General features: G+C 59.4%; 18 protein-coding genes. 12 read left to right on the top strand and 6 right to left on the bottom strand.

Features of this window, described 5'->3' with window-relative positions:
* The first annotated feature begins 167 nt into the window (after positions 1-167).
* Both carA and CLM58_RS03605 read left to right on the top strand, forming a co-directional pair.
* Positions 168-1,325, top strand: coding sequence for a glutamine-hydrolyzing carbamoyl-phosphate synthase small subunit (carA, locus tag CLM58_RS03610; RefSeq protein ID WP_095594520.1), 1,158 nt, complete (start codon positions 168-170; stop codon positions 1,323-1,325).
* Between the two features lie 68 nt (positions 1,326-1,393).
* Positions 1,394-3,088: a glycosyltransferase family 2 protein gene (locus CLM58_RS03605; protein WP_095594519.1), complete on the top strand. Its 1,695-nt coding sequence runs from the start codon at positions 1,394-1,396 to the stop codon at positions 3,086-3,088.
* On the opposite strand, the gene CLM58_RS03600 is transcribed toward CLM58_RS03605, so the two are convergent.
* Entirely contained in the window at positions 3,070-3,723 is a 654-nt protein-coding gene (locus tag CLM58_RS03600; RefSeq protein ID WP_095594518.1) for a GntR family transcriptional regulator, read from the bottom strand. The genes CLM58_RS03605 and CLM58_RS03600 overlap by 19 nt on opposite strands.
* Positions 3,724-3,820: 97 nt before the next feature.
* Between CLM58_RS03600 and CLM58_RS03595 the strand changes: the two genes are divergently transcribed.
* The gene (locus CLM58_RS03595; protein ID WP_095594517.1) at positions 3,821-4,465 is read left to right on the top strand and encodes a pyrimidine 5'-nucleotidase; all 645 of its coding nucleotides are present in this window, start codon (positions 3,821-3,823) and stop codon (positions 4,463-4,465) included.
* Between the two features lie 69 nt (positions 4,466-4,534).
* Complete coding sequence (locus CLM58_RS03590) at positions 4,535-5,725, top strand: UbiH/UbiF family hydroxylase (RefSeq protein ID WP_095594822.1); 1,191 nt, start codon at positions 4,535-4,537, stop codon at positions 5,723-5,725.
* Here the strand turns inward: CLM58_RS03590 and CLM58_RS03585 are convergent.
* The 3 genes from CLM58_RS03585 to CLM58_RS03575 all read right to left on the bottom strand — a co-directional run bounded on the left by CLM58_RS03585 (position 5,722) and on the right by CLM58_RS03575 (position 7,822).
* A complete protein-coding gene (locus CLM58_RS03585) occupies positions 5,722-6,849 on the bottom strand; it encodes an aminotransferase class V-fold PLP-dependent enzyme (protein ID WP_095594516.1) in 1,128 nt (375 codons plus the stop codon). The two genes, CLM58_RS03590 and CLM58_RS03585, sit on opposite strands and share 4 nt — an antisense overlap.
* A 62-nt stretch (positions 6,850-6,911) precedes the next feature.
* Positions 6,912-7,367, bottom strand: a complete 456-nt coding sequence (locus CLM58_RS03580; RefSeq protein WP_095594515.1) for an Lrp/AsnC family transcriptional regulator — start codon at positions 7,365-7,367, stop codon at positions 6,912-6,914.
* Positions 7,364-7,822 carry an Lrp/AsnC family transcriptional regulator gene (locus tag CLM58_RS03575; protein ID WP_095594514.1) on the bottom strand — a complete coding sequence of 153 codons (459 nt, stop codon included), beginning with the start codon at positions 7,820-7,822 and terminating at the stop codon, positions 7,364-7,366. Before CLM58_RS03575 ends, CLM58_RS03580 begins: the two co-directional genes overlap by 4 nt.
* Positions 7,823-7,954: 132 nt before the next feature.
* Between CLM58_RS03575 and ilvC the strand changes: the two genes are divergently transcribed.
* Positions 7,955-8,977: a ketol-acid reductoisomerase gene (gene ilvC / locus CLM58_RS03570; RefSeq protein ID WP_095594513.1), complete on the top strand. Its 1,023-nt coding sequence runs from the start codon at positions 7,955-7,957 to the stop codon at positions 8,975-8,977.
* Between the two features lie 93 nt (positions 8,978-9,070).
* Entirely contained in the window at positions 9,071-9,697 is a 627-nt protein-coding gene (locus tag CLM58_RS03565; RefSeq protein WP_095594512.1) for a CDGSH iron-sulfur domain-containing protein, read from the top strand.
* 70 nt (positions 9,698-9,767) lie between these two features.
* Here the strand turns inward: CLM58_RS03565 and mgrA are convergent, their stop codons facing one another.
* The gene (mgrA, locus tag CLM58_RS03560; RefSeq protein ID WP_095594821.1) at positions 9,768-10,796 is read right to left on the bottom strand and encodes an L-glyceraldehyde 3-phosphate reductase; all 1,029 of its coding nucleotides are present in this window, start codon (positions 10,794-10,796) and stop codon (positions 9,768-9,770) included.
* 219 nt (positions 10,797-11,015) lie between these two features.
* Here mgrA and rimP point away from each other — a divergent pair, with 219 nt between their 5' ends.
* The 5 genes from rimP (at position 11,016) to CLM58_RS03535 (ending at position 17,300) form a co-directional block, all read left to right on the top strand.
* Positions 11,016-11,609 (top strand): ribosome maturation factor RimP, encoded by a 594-nt coding sequence (gene rimP / locus CLM58_RS03555; protein WP_095594511.1) that lies wholly within the window; start codon positions 11,016-11,018, stop codon positions 11,607-11,609.
* Positions 11,610-11,611: 2 nt separating this feature from the next.
* On the top strand, positions 11,612-13,228 hold the full coding sequence (nusA, locus tag CLM58_RS03550; RefSeq protein ID WP_095594510.1) for a transcription termination factor NusA: 1,617 nt from the start codon (positions 11,612-11,614) through the stop codon (positions 13,226-13,228).
* Between the two features lie 24 nt (positions 13,229-13,252).
* The gene (locus CLM58_RS03545; protein WP_095594509.1) at positions 13,253-13,888 is read left to right on the top strand and encodes an RNA-binding protein; all 636 of its coding nucleotides are present in this window, start codon (positions 13,253-13,255) and stop codon (positions 13,886-13,888) included.
* Positions 13,885-16,443 carry a translation initiation factor IF-2 gene (gene infB, locus CLM58_RS03540; RefSeq protein WP_095594508.1) on the top strand — a complete coding sequence of 853 codons (2,559 nt, stop codon included), beginning with the start codon at positions 13,885-13,887 and terminating at the stop codon, positions 16,441-16,443. The genes CLM58_RS03545 and infB overlap by 4 nt, the downstream gene beginning before the upstream one ends.
* Before the next feature lie 161 nt (positions 16,444-16,604).
* Complete coding sequence (locus CLM58_RS03535) at positions 16,605-17,300, top strand: fumarylacetoacetate hydrolase family protein (protein ID WP_095594507.1); 696 nt, start codon at positions 16,605-16,607, stop codon at positions 17,298-17,300.
* A gap of 54 nt (positions 17,301-17,354) precedes the next feature.
* Here CLM58_RS03535 and CLM58_RS03530 read toward each other — a convergent pair whose 3' ends face one another.
* Entirely contained in the window at positions 17,355-17,867 is a 513-nt protein-coding gene (locus CLM58_RS03530) for a MarR family winged helix-turn-helix transcriptional regulator (protein WP_095594506.1), read from the bottom strand.
* A gap of 195 nt (positions 17,868-18,062) precedes the next feature.
* On the opposite strand from CLM58_RS03530, the gene pcaF reads away from it, so the two are divergent.
* A complete protein-coding gene (pcaF, locus tag CLM58_RS03525; protein ID WP_095594505.1) occupies positions 18,063-19,265 on the top strand; it encodes a 3-oxoadipyl-CoA thiolase in 1,203 nt (400 codons plus the stop codon).
* Positions 19,266-19,277 lie beyond the last annotated feature (12 nt).

The following is a 19,277-nucleotide window of genomic DNA, read 5'->3' as shown; positions in this document are numbered from 1 at the left end:
TGGTCCATCTATCCCCAATGATCCAGCCACGGACGCTAGCGCAAACACATTTGGTTCGCAACCGATCCCCCTTGTTTTCCTGACGTCACACAAGTTTTACCCATCCCCCTTGACGAGGTGCATGGCGGTGCATAGTTATCGCGCAATTTGAGTACAGGAGCCCTCTCATGCCTGCCGACGCTGCCCTCGAAAAACCGACCGCCTGCCTTGTCCTTGCCGATGGGACTGTTTTCTACGGCCGAGGCTTTGGCGCAACCGGCGATACCGTGGCAGAGCTGTGCTTCAACACGGCGATGACGGGCTATCAGGAAATCATGACCGACCCCTCGTACGCGGGTCAGGTCGTGACCTTTACCTTCCCGCATATCGGCAACACCGGCGTGAACCCCGAAGACGACGAAACCGCCGACCCTGTCGCCGCAGGCATGGTTGTCAAATGGGACCCGACCGAGCCCAGCAACTGGCGCTCTACCGAAGAACTGACCGCTTGGCTTGGCCGCCGTGGCCGGATCGGCATCGGCGGTATCGACACCCGTCGCCTGACCCGCGCAATCCGCCAGCAAGGCGCACCGCACGTGGCACTGGCCCATGACCCCGAAGGCGACTTCGACATCGAAGCGCTGGTTGAGAAGGCACGCGCCTTCCCGGGCCTTGAAGGTCTGGATCTGGCAAAAGAAGTCACCTGCGCCCAAAGCTACCAATGGGATGAGATGCGTTGGGCATGGCCGGACGGTTTCACCAAACGAACCGAACCGGGGCACAAGGTCGTTGCCGTCGACTTCGGCGCGAAACGCAACATCCTGCGCTGCCTGGCCTCGGCTGGCTGTGACGTGACCGTCCTTCCTGCCACCGCGACGGCAGAAGAAGTTCTGGCCCACAATCCCGATGGCGTCTTCCTGTCAAACGGTCCGGGCGACCCCGCCGCGACCGGCGAATACGCCGTGCCGATGATCAAGGAAGTTCTGAAGGCTGATCTGCCTGTCTTCGGCATCTGCCTTGGCCACCAGATGCTGGCACTGGCGCTTGGTGCCAAGACCATCAAGATGAACCACGGCCACCACGGTGCGAACCACCCGGTCAAGGACCACGACACCGGCAAGGTCGAAATCACCTCGATGAACCACGGCTTTACGGTAGACACGCAAACCCTGCCAAAAGGCGTCCGTGAAACGCACGTGTCGCTGTTTGACGGGTCGAACTGCGGAATCGCGCTGGATAACCGGCCGGTCTTCTCGGTCCAATACCACCCCGAGGCCTCTCCGGGTCCGCAGGACAGCTATTACCTGTTCGAGCGTTTCTCGGCGGCGATGAACGCCCGCAAGTAAGCACATTTACCGCTGCTTAACCATAAAAGCGCAGGCTGAGTTCATCCGACATAGCCTGAGCTTTTCCCATGGCGATTCCATCCGTCTTGCCTTTACCGCGCCGTCCGCGCCCTGCGCTGCAGAACAGCCAGTTTTCAAAAATCGACCTTGGGCTGTTTCCCCCCGACCCTCATCTGGTGCGCGCGATGGGTCCCGCGACCTGCCTTCGGCACGCGGCCGTTCCGGTTATGCGGATCGGAAACACCACCGTTTTTGCGTCTGAAAAGGCCGAGGTAACGGCAAGATTCCGCAACGCTATTCCAGCCGAATTCGGGGAAGCCGTGATCGCAAAGGCATTACGGTCAGAGATCGAACGCGCGGTTATCGCGGCCTGTGGTGGTTTGTTGTCCGCACAAGCCGAAACCCGAGTCGCGGAGCACGAAAGCTGCCGGTTCTGGTATGATGGATCTCCGCGTCGGGTACTTCTTATAGCTGTCGCTTCGCTGCTGGTGGCCAGCTTCCTGGCACCGGTCGCAGTGTTCGCACTGGCCTTTGGCTGGACCCTTCTGACGCTGCTTGGCGTCACGGCCATGAAGCTGGCGGCTTTCTGGCCCCGTCCAAAAAGCAAACAAGCGGCCATCGCGAACAAACAAGATCAGGTGCCCGGCATTTCCATGATGGTCCCTTTGTTTCGTGAAGAGGACATTCTGCCCAGATTGATTTCTCGACTGTCAAAGCTGGATTACCCGCGTGACCGGCTAGAAATCTGCCTTGTGACCGAAGGTGACGATGTCGTCACGCGCCAGATGCTGTCGCAGACAGTCTTACCAAGCTGGATGCGCACCATCACCGTTCCCCCCGGGCAGCTGCGCACCAAACCGAAAGCATTGAATTTCGCGCTGGATATGTGTCGCGGAGACATCATCGGGATCTGGGATGCAGAAGACGCGCCGGAACCCGATCAGCTTTTGAAAGTCGCGCAACACTTCGCGACCGCCCCGCCAGAGCTTGCCTGCCTTCAAGGTGCCTTGGACTATTACAACAGCAAACAGAACTGGCTGACCCGCTGCTTCACGATCGAATATGGCGCATGGTGGCGGGTTGTTCTGCCCGGCGTCGCGCGGCTTGGATTTATCCTGCCGCTTGGTGGCACGTCACTATTCCTGCGGCGTGACGTGATCGAAAAGCTGGATCGGTGGGACGCCCATAATGTGACCGAAGACGCCGATCTGGGGGTACGGCTCGCACGGCACGGATATCGGACCGAGATTATTCCAACTGCCACCCATGAAGAGGCGACAAGCCAGATCTGGCCGTGGGTGCGGCAGCGATCGCGCTGGCTGAAAGGCTTTATGATGACCTGGTGCACACATATGCGATTTCCCGGCCTTTTGCTGCGCCAGATCGGGCTTTGGCGGTTCATCGGGTTGCAGGTTTTGTTCCTTTGCAGCCTGTCTCAGGTTCTTTTGGCCCCGCTCCTGTGGTCGCTTTGGCTGGTGCCACTTGGGGTCGGCCACCCATTGGAACCCTATATCAGCGCAACCACGCTAATCGTTATCCTTGGGCTATTTCTGGCCACCGAATTCATCACGATGGCAACCGGATGTCTGGGGGCCATCAGGTCTGGCAAGCCGTCATTGGTCCTATGGGTCCCGACCTTACACCTGTACTACCCGCTGGCGACCCTCGCCGCCTACAAAGCCCTGTGGGAAATGGTCTTCAAACCCTTCTACTGGGACAAGACCCAGCACGGGCACTCGGGCGATCAAACCTCGTTGGCATAGCCTTCGGCGTCGCTGCGCAACCGGGTTTCAAAGGCAACCGAGATATGCGCCTTCAAGGCATTATAGGCCGCATCGCCGTCGTGGTTGGCAATCGCCTCTACAATGGCCGAATGCTCTTGCAGAGCGGTCACGTCCCGCCCCTCGACCGCAAGGGAAGACGTCGCCAGAAGCGCCATCGAGCGGTGGACAAGGTCAAGCTGCTGCACAAGGAACCGGTTATGGGACGCAAGGTGCACCTGCTTGTGAAAACGGCGGTTGGCGCGGGACAAGGCTTGGGGATCCCCCAGAAGCGCCTCATCCTCTTTCACCATGGCGCGCAGAACTTTCACCTCTTCCTCGGTGGCGTGGCGGGCAGCTAGGCGGGCAGCCAGCCCTTCCAACTCTGCACGAACAACATACAGTTCTGCCAGTTGCGTATGAGACAGCGACGAGACGATCAGACTGCGGCCATCACGCGACAACAACGATTGGGTTTCCAACCGCTGCAACGCCTCGCGGATCGGGGTGCGCGACACGCCAAACCGTTCGGCCAGTTCGCTTTCGACCAATCGGTCACCTGGCTTGTAGATGCCGACGTCGATCGCGTCTAAGATCAACTGATAGGCGTCCTTGTTCTGTGTCTTCGTCTGTGACATCCATGTCTCCGTCGCACAATGCCCCACGCTATTCGCGGCAGCGCCCGGAAATCAAGGTGAAGCTGGGGAAAACAACAAATTCAAGGGGTTCAAACCCATGGTCCGCGCAAATTTCACCCATGTCGACACTTGGGTCTTCGATCTGGACAACACGCTTTACCCGCCAGAGATCCGACTGTTCGACCAGATCGAGGTCAAGATGACCGAATATGTCATGCGTACTTTGGGTGTGGCCCGGGACGAGGCGAACCGTCTTCGGGGCGACTATTGGTCGACTTATGGCACGACACTGGCGGGGCTGATGTCACTGCACGATGTCGACCCGGAACCCTATCTGGTCGAAGTACATGACATCGACATGTCCGCCATTCCGTCCGATCCGACCCTGCGGGGTCGAATAGAAGAGCTGCCCGGACGCAAGCTGGTTTATACCAACGGGGCCGCCGATTACGCGGGGCGGGTGCTAGAGGCGCGCGGGCTGGACGGGGTTTTTGATGCGATCTACGGGGTTGAGCATGCCGGGTTCCGTCCCAAGCCAGAACGCGCCGCGTTTGAGGCGATCTTTGCCGCCGACAGGCTGACCCCGACCAGCGCAGCGATGTTTGAGGATGACCAGCGCAACCTTCAGGTCCCCCATCAGTTGGGCATGCGCACAGTTCATGTGGCGCCTGAACATGATCCGGCTGATCACGTGCACCACCACACCGATGATCTAAGCAGTTTTCTAGCCAAGCTTCTGTAACCGGGACGAGATGCCGCTTGGAAACCCCCGGGGCAACGGCCTATGTGTGATCCAAGCAAAGAGGATACGATGCGGGAAAAGACAGATATTCTGATCTCGGGCGGCGGCGTTGCCGGCCTGACAGCGGCGGCAGCCTTTGGCAGCGCCGGGTTCAATGTGATCTGTGTCGATCCCATGCCGCCTGTCACACAGGAACACGCACAAGGCGCAGACCTGCGCACGACCGCATTTTTGCAGCCTTCGGTCGATTTGCTACGGGCCGCTGGCCTTTGGGACCGGCTAGAGCCCGAGGCAGCCCCCCTTCAAATCATGCGGATTGTGGACGCTGGCGGCGAAGAAGCCGAACCGCGCCTGACCAAGGACTTCAACGCGGCCGATATCTCGGACCAGCCCTTTGGCTGGAACCTGTCGAACTGGCTTTTGCGGCGCGAGATGGTGGCACGTCTGGAAGAACTTCCCAATGTCGATTTCCGGCCCGGCGTCGCAACGAAATCAGTGCTGACCCGCCTGCGCGAGGCCCGGGTTTCATTAAGTGACGGATCGCAAATCAGTGCGAAAATGTTGGTGGCAGCGGACGGGCGGAATTCTCCGGTGCGCGAGGCCGTTGGCATCAAGGCGCAGACCACGCGCTATGGCCAAAAGGCGCTGACCTTTGCCGTGACGCATCCCGAACCGCACGCCAATATCTCGACCGAGGTGCATCGCAGTGGCGGCCCATTCACATTGGTGCCGCTGCCCGATCTGGACGGTAAACCCTGTTCTGCCGTTGTGTGGATGGAGGCCGGGCCAGAGGTCAAACGCCTCGCCGAGCTGGACGAAGGAACCTTCACCACGGAGATGAACATGCGCTCGGCTGGGGTGAACGGGCCACTGACGTTGGCGTCTCGCCGGATGGTCTGGCCGATTATCAGCCAGATTGCAGAACGGTTTACGGCGGAACGCACGGCTCTGATCGCCGAAACCGCCCATGTCGTGCCGCCAATTGGGGCGCAGGGTTTGAACATGTCGCTGGCCGACACGGCCTGCCTGTTGGAACTGGCGCAGACCTATGAACTGGGCAGCCCGGACATGCTGTCGCGCTATCAGCGCCGCCGTTGGCCAGAGGTCAAAGCGCGGGTCACCGGGATCGACGCGCTGAACCGCGCCTCGATGGTGGGCGCGCCGGAATTGCGGGACTTGCGGGCGAAAATGTTGAACGCGCTTTACGGCGCGGCGCCGGTGCGCAAGACACTGATGCGCACCGGGATGGGGATGCGTTAAAGCACCTTGTCCAGAACGGCCGTCAACCGCGAGACACTGCCGTCGACATCATAAAGCTTGTCCAATCCGAACAGCCCAAGGCGGAAGGTTTTGAACGCGTCGCCCTCGTCACAGGCCAGCGGGACACCAGCCGCAATCTGCATCCCCTCGGCAAGGAACTTCTTGCCGTTCTGGATGTCAGGATCGTCGGTATAGCTGACAACGACGCCCGGGGCACCGAACCCGTCGGCCGCGACAGACTTGATGCCTTTTGAAGCAAGGTATTCGCGGACACGATTGCCCTGTTCCCACTGGGCCGCGCGAAGGCGATCAAAGCCATAGTCGCGGGTCTCGGCCACGGTGTCACGGAAGGCCCGCAGGGCGTCAGTGGGCATAGTGGCGTGATAGGCGTGGCCACCCGCTTCGTAAGCCTGCATGATCTGCAGCCACTTCTTCAGGTCGATGGCGAAACTGTCGGATTGCGTGTCCTCGATCCGCGCCAAAGCGCGATCGGACAGCATCACCAATCCAGCAGAAGGTGAGGCCGACCACCCCTTTTGCGGGGCCGAGATCAGAACATCGACGCCCGTGGCCTCCATGTCGACCCAGATGCAGCCCGATGCGATGCAGTCCAGAACCATCAGCGCGCCGACCTCATGCGCAGCCGTGGACAGCGCTTTGATATAGTCGTCGGGCAGGATCACCCCGGCAGAGGTCTCAACATGCGGAGCAAAAACGACGGCCGGCTTGATCTCTTTGATCTTGGCAACAACTTCGTCAATTGGGGCAGGCGCGAAAGGGGCCGTGGGTTCATTTCCCGTGCGCCGGGCTTTCATCACGGAGGCCTCGGCGGTCAGGTCACCGGATTCGATGATCTGGCTCCAGCGGTAAGAGAACCAGCCGTTGCGGACCACCAGCACCGATTGGTCGCGGGCGAACTGACGCGCGACGGCCTCCATCCCGAAGGTGCCACCACCGGGAATCAGGGCCACGGCCTTGGCGTTGTAGACTTCTTTCAACATCGAAGAGATGTCGTTCATCACCTCTTGGAAAGAGGCGCTCATATGGTTCAGGGACCGGTCGGTGAAGACGACCGAGTATTCCAGCAGTCCGTCAGGATCGACGGTATCAAGTAGGGCTGTCATGGGGGCTCCTTCGGTTTGGGCAAATGGTGCCTTGAAGACGGCCCGTGTGCAAGGGTCGAGGGTCAGATTGGACCCGGGCGGCGCTCTTCGCTTAGCAGAACATTCGCCTCGACATTACCGACGCCCGGCATGGTCATAATCCGACGACGCAGGACACGTTCGAAGTCCGCGATGTCACGCGCCACTACCCGCAGGCGATAATCGTACAGGCCCAGAACATGCTGGACCGATTGCACCTCGGGGATGGCAGATACGGCGCGTTCAAAGTCCTCAAGGCTGACGCGCCCCTTGGTCGCAAGCTTGACGCCCAGAAAGACGGTCACACCGAATCCCAATGCCTCTTGGTCCAGATCAACGCGACGCCCTGTCAGGATGCCGTCGTCCTGCAGGCGTTTGATCCGCCGCCAAGTTGCAGGCTGGGACATGTCCAGTTTGCGCCCGATGGCGCCCGCGCTTTGGGTGGCGTCTTCGGACAGGATACGCAGGATTTGGCGGTCGATCTCGTCAAGCGGGGTCATAGAGGCAGCGCCTCGTCCAGCTTGATGTTCGAGACCAGCATCAGCGCTTCGATATCGGCGATGTGAGGCAATTGCAGGATTTGGTCCCGGTAAAGCTGCTGATAATGCGCCATGTCTCTTGCGATGATGTTCAGGCGAACATCGACCCGACCAAGGAAGGTTTGGATCTCGGTCACCTCGGGGACATCACGCGCGGCATCAAGGAATTCGTCAAAAGCACGCGGAGCGGTTTTGTCGAGAGTGAAACGCAGGCTGACCTCGACCGTATAGCCAAGTGCGGCCCAGTCGATTACGGCGCGCGTGGCCCGCAAGACGCCTTCGGCCCGCAGCTTTTCAAGGCGGCGCCAGCAGGTGGCCTGAGTCAGCCCCGCTTTATCCGCCAGATCGGCGGTTGGCAGATCGGGATCGGCTTGAAGATAGCGCAAAAGGCGGCGGTCTGTAGCGTCGATTTGCATGGTTATTTCACGATTCTATATTTTGAAGAATGATATTTTATATATTCTGCAAAAATCAGCAAGCAAACCGATGGATCACCCGGTCAAAATGCCTATTGTCTGCCGTCAGACACCAATAGAAGGAACGCTGTTATGCGCGTCTATTATGACCAAGATTGCGACATCAACCTGATCAAGGACAAGAAAGTAGCCATTCTGGGCTATGGCTCCCAAGGTCACGCCCACGCGCTGAACCTGCGCGACTCGGGTGCGAAGAACCTTGTTGTTGCCCTGCGCGAAGGTTCGCCCTCGGCCAAGAAAGCAGAAGCAGAAGGCCTGCAGGTTATGGGTATCGCCGAAGCGGCCGCATGGTGCGACGTCATCATGTTCACCATGCCCGATGAACTTCAGGCAGAGACCTACAAGAAATACGTCCACGACAACATCAAGCCGGGCGCCGCGATTGCATTCGCACACGGCCTGAACGTTCACTTCGGCCTGATCGAGCCGAAAGAAGGCGTCGACGTCATCATGATGGCGCCGAAAGGTCCGGGCCACACCGTTCGTGGCGAATACACCAAAGGCGGCGGCGTGCCCTGCCTTGTTGCTGTCGACACCGACGCAACCGGCAAAGCGCTGGAAATCGGCCTGTCCTATTGCTCGGCCATCGGTGGCGGCCGCTCGGGCATCATCGAAACCAACTTCCGCGAAGAGTGCGAAACCGACCTATTCGGCGAACAAGCTGTTCTGTGCGGCGGCCTGGTAGAACTTATCCGCTGCGGCTTCGAAACTCTGGTTGAAGCCGGTTACGCGCCGGAGATGGCCTATTTCGAATGTCTGCACGAAGTGAAGCTGATCGTAGACCTGATCTACGAAGGCGGCATCGCGAACATGGACTACTCGATCTCGAACACTGCGGAATACGGCCAGTACGTCACCGGCCCGCGCATCCTGCAGTACGACGAAACCAAAGCCCGCATGAAGGCCGTTCTGGAGGACATCCAGCAGGGCAAATTCGTTCGCGACTTCATGCTGGAGAACGCCGTAGGCCAGCCGACCATCAAAGCGTCGCGCCGCGCCAACGACGAGCACCTGATCGAAGCCACCGGCGAGAAACTGCGCGGCATGATGCCGTGGATCTCGGCTGGTAAAATGGTCGACAAGTCGAAGAACTAAGTATCGCAAAATCGCGAAAGTTCGAAGGGCGTCCATTCGGGCGCCCTTTTCTTTTGAACTGGGCAGGCTAGGGTTTTTAGTCAGGAGGTTCTGATGTCTGACAAACCCGAAATCATTGAACGTGAAAATGGACCGCTGGTCATCAAGGGTCTGAGCAGCCTAGAGGGAGAGGACGGTCAGGCGCTGGACACCAAAGCTGTTGTGGCTTTGTGCCGATGCGGACAGTCGAAGAACAAGCCGTTCTGTGATGGGTCCCACAACGCGGCCGGGTTCGAATCCCGTGGCGGCAAACCCGAAGGCCCAGACCGCATCTTCAAGTACGAAGGCGCCGAGGTAACCGTCACCTTCAACCCCCGCCTTTGCAGCCACGCCGCAGAGTGTGGTCGGATCGCCAAGCACATTTTCAATGCGAAAGAAAAGCCTTGGGTGCAGCCCGACAATGGCACTGTGGAAGAAGTTAAGGCCGTTGTTGCTGCCTGCCCGTCGGGCGCCTTGCAGATGGTCGAAGGCGAGCGCCAAGTCTTCATCATTCCTGAGGACAGAGCACAGGTAAAAGTTCAGAAGAACGGTCCCTATTGGGTGACTGGATGCCAGATCGAGACCGATGCGGGGGCGAAGGGTGTTCTGGAAGAAAAGTTCGTTCTGTGCCGCTGCGGATTGTCCGGCAATAAACCCTATTGCGACGGAACACACCGAAGCGCGGGCTGGAAAAGCGGCTAAGGCGCAGGCCTTAACCGCTTCGTCCGCAAGATCAGTTTCGTTGGCGATCTATCAGCAAGCCGCCTTGCTTCTAGTCAGACGATGACTTTGCCCAAATGTTTACATCGCCCCCTTGGCTAAGGGCATCGATCGCAGCCAGCTCATCGGCCGAGAACTCAAGGTTCTCAACCGCACCTGCGCAGTCCTCGACTTGCTCTGGCTTCGACGCACCAATAAGCGCCGTGGTGATCCGCTGCTCGCGAAGCACCCATGCGATGGCCATCTGGGCCAAGGTCTGGCCACGGGCGGCCGCAATGTCATTCAGGCCATTCAGGTTTTCGATCATCTTCGGGGTCAGCCAATCTGGGGCCAGAGATTTGCCCTGCGCGGCACGGCTGTCCTGTGGCACGCCCTTCAGATATTTCTTGGTCAACATCCCCTGCGCCAGCGGGGTAAAGGCAATCGAACCTACCCCAAGCTCGTCCAACGTATCCGTCAAACCATCCGTTTCAATCCAACGGTTCAGCATGTTGTAGCTGGGCTGGTGGATAATGCAGGGCGTCCCCAGATCGTTCAGGATCGCGACAGCCTCTCGTGTGCGCTGCGAATTATAGCTAGAGATACCGACATAAAGCGCCCGACCCGAACGCACGATGTGATCCAGTGCGCCCATGGTTTCTTCCAGCGGGGTATCGGGATCGAAGCGGTGCGAATAGAAGATATCGACATAGTCGACCCCCATCCGCTTTAGCGACTGATCACAAGACGAAATAAGGTACTTGCGGCTGCCGAACTCGCCATAGGGGCCGGGCCACATGCGATACCCTGCCTTGGAACTGATGATCAGCTCATCCCGATATCCGGCGAAATCGGTGCGGAGAATCTCTCCAAATGCCTCTTCGGCGCTGCCCGGAGGCGGGCCATAGTTGTTGGCAAGATCGAAATGGGTGATGCCAAGATCAAAGGCTTTGCGGCAGATATCCCGCTTGTTCTGGTGTCCGAAGTCGTGACCGAAATTGTGCCACAACCCAAGAGAAATGGCGGGAAGTTTCAATCCGGACCGACCACAATACCTATAGGGCATGGTGTCATAACGGGTCTCGGCGGGGGTATATGTCATCTGGACAAGCTCCGGCTTGGGGGTGTTGCGCAGACGATAATCGGCAATCGGAAGAAAGGGAAACAATTGGATTTCCCCAGCCCCCTTGCAGACTCGGGTCAAGGCGCGTATATCCCCTTTCAACAGCGGCGCGCTGGTCACCCCGACCGACGCTCCACCGGGAAATACCAACGGGCCGCGGGCCCGTTTTTTTGTGCCTGTATCAAGGCAAGGATAAAGATGAACGATCTGATCGCAAAAGCTGCTATTGATCGCCGTTTGGCCGAGATCATCCAGCCCGTCGTTGAAGGGCTGGGGTTTGAACTTGTGCGCCTGCGTCTGATGGGCGGCAAGACCCCCATTCTGCAGATCATGGCGGAACGCCCCGACGGCGGGATCGAGGTGGACGAATGCGCCGATATCTCGACCGCGGTTTCGGCCATCATGGATGTCGAAGACCCGATCGAGGACAACTATACGCTGGAAGTTTCCAGCCCGGGCATCGACCGCCCCCTGACCCGCCTGAAAGATTTCGAGGCGTTCGAGGGCTATGAAGCCAAGCTGGAAACTTCGGAACTGATCGACGGCCGCAAGCGCTTTAAGGGCACCTTGGCCGGGGTCGAGGACGGCGAAGTCCTGATTGAAATCCCGTCCGAAGGCAAAGGCAGCGAGCCGATCATCATCGGGTTGCAGTTCGATTGGCTGGCCGATGCCAAGCTGGTCCTGACCGACGAGTTGATCCGCGAGATGCTGCGCCAGCGCAAGGCCGCCGGCATCGTGGACGAAGACGCATTTGACGAAATTGAAACAACCGACGCTTCCGAGGAGGAGTGACAATGGCAATTACTTCCGCAAACCAGCTGGAACTGTTGCAGACCGCAGAGGCCGTGGCCCGCGAGAAGATGATCGACCCCGATCTGGTCGTTCAGGCAATGGAAGAATCACTCGCCCGTGCGGCAAAGTCGCGTTACGGCGCCGAGATGGACATTCGTGTCTCGATCGACCGCAAGACCGGCAAGGCGACCTTCACGCGCATCCGTACCGTGGTCGAGGATGAAGAGCTTGAGAACTATCAGGCGGAGCTGACCGTCGAACAGGCGAAGCAATACATGGAGAACCCGCAGGTCGGTGACGAGCTGAAAGACGAGGTTCCGCCGGTAGAACTGGGCCGCATCGCCGCGCAATCGGCCAAGCAGGTCATCCTGCAGAAGGTTCGCGAAGCCGAGCGTGATCGCCAGTACGAAGAATTCAAAGACCGCGCAGGCACCATCATCAACGGTGTCGTCAAGCGTGAAGAATACGGCAACATCATCGTCGATATCGGACGTGGCGAAGCTGTTCTGCGCCGGAACGAAAAGATCGGCCGCGAAAGCTATCGCCCGAACGACCGTATCCGCGTCTACATCAAAGACGTCCGTCGTGAACCGCGCGGCCCGCAGATCTTCCTGTCGCGTACCGCGCCGGAATTCATGGCCGAGCTGTTCAAGATGGAAGTGCCGGAAATCTATGATGGCATCATCGAGATCAAAGCCGTGGCCCGTGACCCGGGTTCGCGCGCGAAGATCGCTGTGATCTCTTATGACGGCTCAATCGACCCGGTTGGTGCCTGTGTGGGTATGCGTGGCTCTCGTGTGCAGGCCGTTGTGAACGAACTGCAGGGCGAGAAGATCGACATCATCCCGTGGAACGAAGACCAGCCGACCTTCCTTGTGAACGCGCTTCAGCCCGCAGAAGTGTCCAAGGTTGTTCTGGACGAAGAAGCAGAACGCATCGAAGTTGTTGTGCCCGACGAACAGCTGTCGCTGGCCATTGGCCGCCGCGGTCAGAACGTACGTCTGGCGTCTCAGCTGACCGGTCTGGACATCGACATCATGACCGAGGCCGAAGAATCGGAACGTCGCCAGAAAGAATTCGAAGAGCGGACCCGCCTGTTCATGGCCGCGCTTGATCTGGACGAATTCTTCGCTCAGCTGCTGGTTTCCGAAGGTTTCGCGACCTTGGAAGAGGTTGCTTACGTCGAAGTTGACGAGCTTCTGGCCATCGACGGTGTCGACGAAGGCACAGCAGAAGAGCTGCAGGCCCGTGCCCGCGACTGTCTGGAAGAGATGAACCGCAAAGCGCTGGCGCGCGCCCAGGAACTGGGTGTCGAGCAAAGCCTGATTGACTTTGACGGCCTGACACCCCAGATGATTGAAGCACTGGCCGAAGATGGCGTGAAAACGCTGGAAGACTTCGCGACCTGTGCCGACTGGGAACTGGCCGGTGGTTGGACCACCGTTGACGGTCAGCGCGTCAAGGACGACGGCGTTCTGGAAAAATTCGACGTCAGCCTGGAAGAAGCTCAGAACCTTGTCATGACCGCCCGCGTTATCCTGGGCTGGGTTGATCCGGAAGATCTGACCGCAGATGCCGAAGAAGAAGGCATCGAAGACGAAGAGGAGACCGAGGTCTGATCTCAGGCCTCGGGAAGCTTGGCCTTGGGGCGCGGCGGACGGAAATCACGGCCTGAAGAGCCGGAACGCAAGTGCATTGCCACGGGCGAGGTTCAACCCAAAGACGGGATGATCCGCTTTGTTGTCGGCCCCGACAACGGGATCGTTCCTGATCTGGCGGAAAAGCTGCCGGGTCGCGGGATTTGGGTCTCGGCCAATCGTCATGCACTGGAACTGGCGATCCAGAAACGCCAGTTCGCACGCGGTGCGAAGCAGTCGGTCAAAGTGCCCGACGATCTGATCGATCAGGTCGAACGGCTGCTGACCCGCCGGGTGATCGACAGCATTTCACTGGCCCGAAAGGCCGGTAGTGCGGTCGCCGGGTTCGAAAAGGTCAAGGGCTGGCTGGCCACTGAAGAAGCCCGCGTTTTGCTTCAGGCCAACGATGGCTCGGAACGCGGAAAGACGAAATTGCGGCCTCCGGCTGGACCGGAAAGCCACATCACCTGCCTAAGCGCTCAGGAACTGGGTTTAGCTTTTGGACGGGACCATGTAATACACGGCGCACTTGCTGCTGGTGGACTCACGCAACGTGTTGTAGAGGATGCCACCAAGCTTCAGGCAATGCGCCAGACGACGGATGGGGGAGTGTCCCCCGCGAAAGGTACGAAGACCAGATGAGCGATAGCGACGGCAAAAAAACACTGGGTCTGCGCGGCGGACCTCGGTCGGGTCAGGTAAAGCAAAGCTTTAGCCATGGCCGGACCAAGAATGTGGTGGTCGAAACCAAGCGCAAGCGCGTTGTGGTGCCCAAGCCGGGTGCCGGCAAACCTGGTGCGGCACAAGGTGGCCAGGGCAAAGCTGGCGGCGTGACCGACAGCGAAATGGAACGTCGCCTGAAGGCCTTGCAGGCTGCCAAGGCCCGCGAAGCTGACGAAGCTAAGCAGCGCGCCGAAGACGAGCGCCGCCGCGAGGAAGAGCGCAAGCGTCGCCGCGAGGAAATCGAGGCGAAAGAGCGCGAAGAAAAAGAACGTGCAGAGCGCGCCCGCCAGAAGGCGGAAGACGACGAGCGCAAGCGCAAGGAAGAAGCCGAAGCCCGTAAGCGCGAGGCCGAGGAACGCAAAAAGGCCGTTCTGGGCACCAAAGGTCGCAACGCGTCCAAGCCAGAGCCCAAGAAGCCTGCCGACAAGAAACCTGCCCCGACCCCTGCGGATGCTCAGGCAGCCGAAGCGGGTGCTGGTACGCGCAGCGGTGGTCCGAAGCCGTCGCAGCGTCGTGACCGTGATGGTCAGGACAAAGACCGCAACCGCGGCAAGGGCAAGGGTGGCGATGGCCGTCGCTCTGGCAAGCTGACGCTGAACCAGGCCCTGTCTGGTGGTGACGGTCGCCAACGTTCTGTCGCCGCGATGAAGCGGAAGCAAGAGCGCCTGCGCCAGAAAGCCATGAGCGGTAGCAATGAGCCGCGCGAAAAGGTTGTTCGTGACGTTCAGGTCCCCGAGGCTATCGTGGTTTCGGAGCTGGCGAACCGTATGGCCGAGCGCGTTGCTGACGTCGTCAAAGAGCTCATGAAAATGGGCATGATGGTTACGCAGAACCAGTCGATCGACCAGGACACTGCGGAACTGATCATCGAAGAGTTCGGTCACAACATCGTGCGCGTATCCGACGCCGACGTTGAAGACGTGATCGATACCGTCGAAGACAAAGAAGAAGATCTGCAGCCGCGTCCGCCGGTCATTACCATCATGGGTCACGTTGACCACGGTAAGACCTCGCTTCTGGACGCGATCCGTGACGCGAAGGTTGTTGCTGGCGAAGCCGGCGGCATTACCCAGCACATCGGCGCCTATCAGGTCACAACCGACAGCGGCACTGTCCTGTCGTTCCTCGATACGCCGGGTCACGCGGCCTTTACCTCTATGCGGGCCCGTGGTGCGCAGGTAACGGATATCGTTGTTCTGGTTGTTGCGGCGGATGACTCGGTCATGCCGCAGACAATCGAAGCGATTAACCACTCGAAAGCGGCTGGCGTGCCGATGATCGTTGCGATCAACAAATGCGACAAGCCGACCGCCGATCCGATGAAAGTTCGCACCGAACTGCTGCAACACGAAGTGATCGTGGAAGCCATGTCTGGTGAGGTTCAGGACGTCGAGGTTTCGGCCCACACCGGCCAAGGTCTGGACGAACTGCTGGAAGCCATCGCGCTGCAGTCGGAAATTCTGGAACTGAAAGCCAACCCGACCCGCGCCGCATCTGGCGCTGTGATCGAAGCTCAGCTCGACGTGGGTCGCGGCCCGGTCGCGACCGTTCTGGTTCAGAACGGCACGCTGCGCCAAGGCGACATCTTCGTCGTGGGCGAGCAGTGGGGTAAGGTCCGCGCGCTGGTCAACGACAAGGGCGACCGCGTGCAAGAAGCTGGCCCCTCGGTTCCGGTCGAGGTTTTGGGTCTGAACGGCACCCCCGAAGCGGGCGACGTTCTGAACGTGGTCGACACCGAAGCGCAAGCGCGCGAGATCGCCGACTATCGTATCCAGGCCGCGAAAGACAAACGCGCGGCAGCTGGTGCAGCAACCACACTGGACCAGATGATGGCCAAGGCGAAGGCGGACGAGAACGTGGCAGAACTGCCGCTGATCGTGAAAGCCGACGTGCAGGGTTCTGCCGAAGCGATCGTTCAGGCGATGGAAAAGATCGGCAACGACGAAGTGCGTGTCCGTGTCATCCACACTGGCGTTGGCGCGATCACCGAATCCGACGTTGGTCTGGCGGAAGCCTCCAGCGCGCCGGTCATGGGCTTTAACGTTCGTGCAAACGCCCCGGCCCGGAACGCGGCCAACCAGAAGGGTGTCGAAATCCGTTACTACTCGGTCATTTATGACCTTGTAGACGACGTGAAAGCGGCGGCCTCTGGCCTGCTGTCGGCCGAGATTCGCGAAAACTTCATCGGTTACGCCGAGATCAAGGAAGTCTTCAAAGTGTCGGGCGTTGGCAAGGTTGCTGGCTGTATCGTCACCGAAGGCGTGGCGCGCCGCTCTGCCGGTGTCCGCCTGCTGCGCGACAACGTGGTGATCCACGAAGGTACGCTGAAGACCCTGAAGCGCTTCAAAGACGAAGTGGCCGAGGTTCAGTCGGGTCAGGAATGCGGTATGGCGTTCGAGAACTACGACGATATCCGCCCGGCCGACGTGATCGAGATCTTCGAGCGCGAAGAAATCGAACGCAAGCTGGACTAATCCAGACTACAGAATTGCAAAAGGGCGGTGCTTGGCACCGCCCTTTTTCGTTTGCCCATGAAATGCCTTTAGCACCTTCTTGGCCCTGCGCCTGAACCTGCTATGGTTTTACCAACGAACCCGCAGAACAGCCGGGCTGAATACAAAACAGAGAGAAATAAATGGCCTACGTCATCGACCCCACCCCAACTCCGTCCGTTGCCGTAGCTGACAGTACTGACCGGTTTCCCGTGCGGCGTATCTTTTGCGTGGGGCGCAACTACGCCGCCCACGCCCGCGAAATGGGACGCGACCCAGATCGTGAGCCGCCGTTTTTCTTTACCAAACCCGCTGACGCCGTCGTCATGGACGGGGCAACCATCCCCTATCCACCAGAGACCCAAGACTTGCAGCATGAAGGAGAGTTGGTGGTCGCAATCGGGGTTGGCGGGCGCAACATCTCTGAAGCGGACAGCCTTGGCCATGTTTGGGGCTACGGCATTGGCAATGACCTGACCCGCCGAGATCTTCAGTCTGCGGCCAAGAAACTTGGGCGTCCGTGGGACTGGGGCAAGGCCTTTGACAACTCTGCAGTGATTGGCCCCCTACATCCGGTCGAACAGGTGGGTCACCCTGACCAAGGTGCGATCCGGGTTCTTGTGAATGGTGATCTGCGGCAGGAAGGCGACCTGTCAGAGATGATCTGGACCATCCCGGAAGTGATCTCGATCCTGTCCCACAGCATGTCCTTACAACCCGGAGATCTGATCATGACCGGGACGCCGGCAGGTGTCAGCGCACTGGTGGCGGGCGATACATGTGTTGTTCAGGTCGACGGGCTGGGCGAAATCACCACAATAATCGGTCCCGCTGATTAAGGATGGGAACCGATCGCCTGCCTCTGTCAGGGGCGGGCTTCTGGCGGATTGACCCTAAGGGTCCGTCAGTTTCCGCATAGGGGCGGAACTGTCGGTGATCATAGAATTGACCAGCGCCCGAATACCGCGGTCCAGGGCTTCGAAATCCTCGGGCGCCAATTTGCCAAGCACACCGTCCACGCGCGCCTCGATCTTCGGCAGAATCTTCTGAAACAGGGCGCGCCCCTGATCGGTCGCCTGATATGTGCGCAGCCGTTTGTCTTCGTCACCGACACGCCGCGAAATAAGGCCTTTTTCTTCTAGCTTTTGCGAGGCCCGAGAGATTTGCACCTTGGACAGCGTCGCCCGACGGGACAAATCGATAGAAGAAACTTCGGGCTCTTGCTGCAACAGGAACAACAGGCGCCATTCCTCACGGGACAGGCCAAATTCGCGCCCATAAACTTCGGTCAACTGCGCTGAAAAAAGTTCCGCAGCAACCGCGAAGCGATACGGGAAAAAGCCCTCTAGAACCATGATCTGACACCCGCTCCCTTCGCCGCTTGTGGGTTGCAGGAACAAAACCACAGCTACAGCTGAAGTTGCAATGCCCTCGGTCCCGTTTTCCGAGAACTGGGTTTCGGGGCCAACACGACAATACGTTACATTTTAACCCATAACGTGGAATTTGTGTAACATTTCACTTGCCACGAATCACATGGCGGCCTAATAACCGACCATACGGTTGGTGTTTCGACCATTTGCGAACAGGAGACCCCATTGATGGACGCATTCATTTGCGACGCGACGCGCACCCCAATTGGACGGTATGGCGGGGCTTTGTCCTCGGTCCGGACCGATGATCTGGCCGCTGCACCGATTGCCGCACTGGTTGAGCGAAACCCGCAGGTCGATTGGGCCAGCATCGACGATGTGATCTATGGCGATGCCAACCAAGCGGGCGAAAGCAACCGCAACGTCGCGCGCATGGCCGCGCTTTTGGCGGGTCTGCCGATTGACGTGCCGGGCACCACAGTGAACCGCCTTTGCGCCAGTGGCATGGATGCCGTTGGCATGGCTTCTCGCGGCATCAAGGCTGGCGACTATGACATGGCGATTGCTGGCGGCGTCGAAAGCATGAGCCGCGCCCCCTTCGTGATGCCCAAGGCGACCAGCGCCTTTACCCGCGCCAACGCGGTTTATGACACGACAATTGGCTGGCGCTTCATCAATCCGAAGATGAAAGAAATGTACGGTGTGGATTCCATGCCGCAGACCGCCGACAACGTGGCCGCAGACTATAACGTCAGCCGCGAAGATCAGGACGAATTTGCAGCACGCAGTCAGGCACGTTGGCAAGCCGCGAATGAGGCGGGCATTTTCAAGGACGAGATCACCCCGGTATCCGTCCCGCAGCGCAAGGGCGAGCCGATCATCGTCGACACCGACGAGCATCCGCGCCCCGGCACCGATGCCGCGAAACTGGCCAAACTTAAGGGCGTAAATGGCCCTGACCTGTCGGTCACTGCGGGCAATGCTTCGGGTGTGAACGACGGGGCCGCTGCGATCCTGCTTGCGAGTGAGGCCGCTGCGAACAAGAACAACCTGAAACCGATGGCCCGCGTTGTGGGCATGTCGGCGGCAGGTGTTGCGCCGCGTGTCATGGGGATCGGCCCAGTTCCGGCCAGCCGCAAAGTGCTGGACCGCGCGGGCCTGACCATCGACCAGATGGATGTGATAGAATTGAACGAGGCTTTCGCGTCTCAGGGGCTTGCCACCCTGCGCGAACTTGGCGTGGCCGACGATGCACCGCATGTGAATGCGAACGGCGGTGCCATCGCAATGGGACACCCCTTGGGCATGTCTGGCGCGCGCCTTGTTCTGACGGCAGCTTATCAATTGCAACGTACCGGCGGGCGCTATGCGCTGTGCACCATGTGCGTTGGAGTGGGACAGGGCGCAGCCCTGATCCTTGAACGCGTCTAAGGGAGGAGCCCC

The sequence above is a fragment of the Actibacterium pelagium genome, from assembly GCF_002285415.1.
In the GTDB taxonomy this organism is placed as follows: domain Bacteria; phylum Pseudomonadota; class Alphaproteobacteria; order Rhodobacterales; family Rhodobacteraceae; genus Actibacterium_B; species Actibacterium_B pelagium.
Note: the sequence above shows the minus strand (reverse complement) of the source record. Positions and strands in the feature narration are given on the sequence as shown.